At 73.0% G+C, this 3,487-nt stretch carries 3 protein-coding genes; 1 reads left to right on the top strand and 2 read right to left on the bottom strand.

The window, feature by feature from the left end; genetic code table 11:
• Positions 1-896 (bottom strand): class I fructose-bisphosphate aldolase (locus tag VF468_30050; GenBank protein HEX5882529.1); only part of this gene is annotated, 896 nt, incomplete at its 3' end.
• An 85-nt stretch (positions 897-981) separates the two neighbouring features.
• Complete coding sequence (locus tag VF468_30055; protein HEX5882530.1) at positions 982-1,215, bottom strand: sulfurtransferase TusA family protein; 234 nt, start codon at positions 1,213-1,215, stop codon at positions 982-984.
• Positions 1,216-1,339: 124 nt separating this feature from the next.
• Between VF468_30055 and VF468_30060 the strand changes: the two genes are divergently transcribed.
• Positions 1,340-3,487: cation-transporting P-type ATPase (locus tag VF468_30060; GenBank protein ID HEX5882531.1), on the top strand; the 2,148-nt coding region annotated here is incomplete at its 3' end.

Consider the following 3,487-nt stretch of genomic DNA (forward strand, 5'->3'; position numbering starts at 1 on the left):
AGGGCGGGGGCCTGCAGGGCCCGGCCATAGGAGAAGCTCAGCTGCCAGGGGACCCCCCCGAGCCGGTTCATGGCGCTCAGATGGGCGGTGGCCACCTCATCGCGCTGGCCACCGGACAAAAACACGATCCCGGGCACCGACGCCGGCACACAATCCAGCAGGCAGGCCAGGGTCGCCGCGGCGACCTGGTCAACGCTGGCCTGGGTGACACAGTCGCTGCCCGACAGGACCATGTTCGGCTTGAGCAGCATGGCGTCAAAGCGGACCCGCATGCGCCGCAGGCCAGCAAAGACCCCGGCCAGGACCTCCCGGGTGACCTGGTCGCAGCGCTCGAGGGGGTGGTCGCCGTCCATCAGGACCTCGGGCTCGACGATCGGGACCAGCCCGGCCGCCTGGGAGGCGGCGGCGAAGCGGGCCAGGGCCTCGGCGTTGGCCCCGATACAGCCCCCGGTGGGCAGGCCGTCACCGATGGTGATGACCGCCCGCCACTTGGTGAACCTGGCTCCCAGGTCGCGGTAGGTGGCCAGCCGGCCGGCCAGGCCGTCCAGCCCCTCGGTGATCTTCTCGCCCCCGAACCCGGCCAGCCCGGTCGTGCCGGTGTCGACCTTGATCCCGGGGATGATGCCCTGGCCGGACAGGACCTCGGCCAGGGGGGTCCCGTCGGCGGCCTGCTGGTGGATGGTCTCGTCGTACAAGATCACCCCGGAGATGAACTGGTTGGCCCCCTGGGTGGTGAACAACAACTCCCGATAGGCCCGGCGCTGCTCGCTGGTCGACTCGACCTGGATCGACTGGAAGCGCTTGGCGATGGTCCCGCTGCTCTCATCGGCAGCCAAGATGCCCTTACCCGGAGCAACCAACGCCACCGCCGTCACAGCCAACTCGTCTGTCGTCATGGTTAGATCCTCCTCGCGAGCCATGGGCGGCAGCTCGAATGCGCAGGGTCTGGGCGGCGGCATCTCGATGACGGACGGCATGGTCTCACCGTTTCCTCACGATGAATCGGTACCAGCCGTCGCCTGCGGTCTGCTCGACCAGCCGGTTGCCGGTCGCCCTGGCCCAGACCGGCAGGTCCCGGATCGAATCGGGGTCGGTGGTCAGCACCTCGATCAGTTCACCGGACCGCAAGCCGGCCATGGCCACCGCGGTGCGGGCCACCAGCAACGGGACGGACCGACCCCGTAGGTCCAGGGTCATGCTGACGGTCCCACGCATCGGCTGCTCCTCTGTTCCGGTCCAGCGTGGCAGCCGGTCCAGCCACGGGGCAGGGTCCGATGGACCTCACCCCGCGGGACCCTCAGCCCTGCCGGCCGGCAGCCCCTCGGGCCAGGGTCATGTCATGAGGACCACCGCCGCCACGACCACCCACCGCAACGGACACCGCGGCTGGCCCGCCGCCGGACCGCTCGTCCCGGCCGCGATCCGCGGCGAGGCGTCGCTGCCACGGCTGGCCACGGTTCCAGTCGAGGTCGTGCTGGGAGAGCTGGGCGTGGACTCCGGCGGCCTGTCACACCAGGAGTCGGCCGTGCGGCTGGCCCAGGCCGGTCCGAACCGGCTCCCGCAAAGCCACGGACCCAGCCTCCCACGCCAGTTCGCCGCCCAGCTGCTCCACTTCTTCGCGCTGCTGCTCTGGGCGGCGGCGGTGCTCGCCTTCGTCGGCCGGATGCCCCAGCTCGGCTGGGCGATCATCGCCGTGGTGATCGTCAACGGAGTGTTCAGCTTCGTGCAGGAGTACCGGGCCGAGCGGGCCACCCGGGCACTGGCGGCGCTGCTCCCCGAGGAGGCAACGGCCCTGCGCGACGGCCGCAAGCGGCGGATCCCCGCGGCCGAACTGGTCCCCGGCGACATCCTCCTGCTCACCGAGGGCGACCGGGTGTCGGTCGATGGCCGGGTGCTGCAGTCCGATGACCTCAAGGTCGACAACTCGGCCCTGACCGGCGAGTCCGAACCGGTCCCACGGAGTGTCGACGCCCTGGCGGTCGCGCCCTCGGACCCGGCCGAGGCGCCCAACCTGGTCTTCGCCGGCACCTACGTCGCCTCCGGCAGCGGCTGGGTGGTGGTCGTGGCCACCGGCGCCAGGACCCGGCTGGGAGCGATCTCCCGGCTGACCGGCGAGGTCGCCCGCCGCCCCACCCCCCTGCGGCTGGACCTCAACCGGTCGGTGCGGACGATCGGCGGCTTCGCGGTCGGCACCGGGGTGGTCTTCTTCGGCGTGTCCCTCGCTCTGGGAACCCCGGCCCAGGCCGGCTTCCTGTTCGCCGTCGGAGTGATCGTCGCCCTGGTCCCCGAGGGGCTCCTGCCCACCCTGACGCTGTCGCTGGCCATGAGCGCGACCCGCATGGCCCGGCGCGGGGCGCTGGTCCGCCACCTGGAGGCGGTCGAGACGCTGGGTTCGACCACGGTGATCTGCTCGGACAAGACCGGCACCCTGACCGCCAACCAGATGACCGCCCGGGCGGTCGCCGTGGCCGGCGCGCACTACCGCGCCTCAGGGATCGGCTATGACCCGTCGGGGGCGCTGCTGGCCGGGGAACGGCCGCTGACACCCCGGGAACGGGCCGAGGTACAGGACCTGCTCAGGGCGGCCGTGCTCTGCAACGACGCCCACCTGGAGCGGCGCGACGGCCGCTGGCGTTGTGTCGGCGACCCGACCGAGGGAGCGCTGCTCGCCCTGGCCGCCAAGGGCGGCCTGACCAGGCAGCCGACCGAGCGGGCGGCTCCACGGGTACGGGAATACCCCTTCGAGTCGGCCCGCCGGCGGATGAGCACGGCCCATCGGCTGGCCACAGGGAGACTGGAGCTGTTCACCAAGGGGTCGCCGGAGGCGGTCCTGGAGGCGTGTACGTCGGTCCGGGTTGGCGCGCACCGGGTCCCGCTCGACCCCGGGCGGGAGGCGGCCGTGCTGGCCGACGTGGAGGCCCTGGCCGCCGAGGGGCTGCGGGTCCTGGCCCTGGCCCGGCGAGAGCTCGACGGCCAGGCGCCGTCGATCGCGGCGGCCGCCGAGCAGGACCTGGAGCTGCTCGGGCTGGTCGGGATGGCCGACCCGGTGCGGCCCGAGGTGCCCGAGGCGATCGCCCGCTGCCGGCGGGCCGGGATCCGGGTGGTCATGGTCACCGGCGACCACCCGGCCACGGCGGCCGCCGTGGCCGCCAAGGCCGGGCTGGCCAACGGCCGGGTGGTGCTCGGCGCCGACCTCCCGGCCGGCGACGACGCCCTCGCCGACCTGCTCGAGGGCGGCGTGTCGGTGCTCGCCCGGGTCGCTCCCGAGCAGAAGCTCCGCATCGCCCAGGCGCTCCAGTCCCGCGGCGAGGTCGTGGCCATGACCGGCGACGGTGTCAACGACGCCCCGGCCCTGCGCCAGGCCGACATCGGCGTCGCCATGGGTGTGGTCGGCACCGACGTGGCCCGCTCGGCTGCCGACATCGTCCTGCTGGACGACAACTTCGCCCACATCGTCGAGGCGGTGGAGGAAGGGCGGGCCGCCTTC

The sequence above is a fragment of the Actinomycetota bacterium genome (assembly GCA_036280995.1).
GTDB lineage: Bacteria > Actinomycetota > CALGFH01 > CALGFH01 > CALGFH01 > CALGFH01.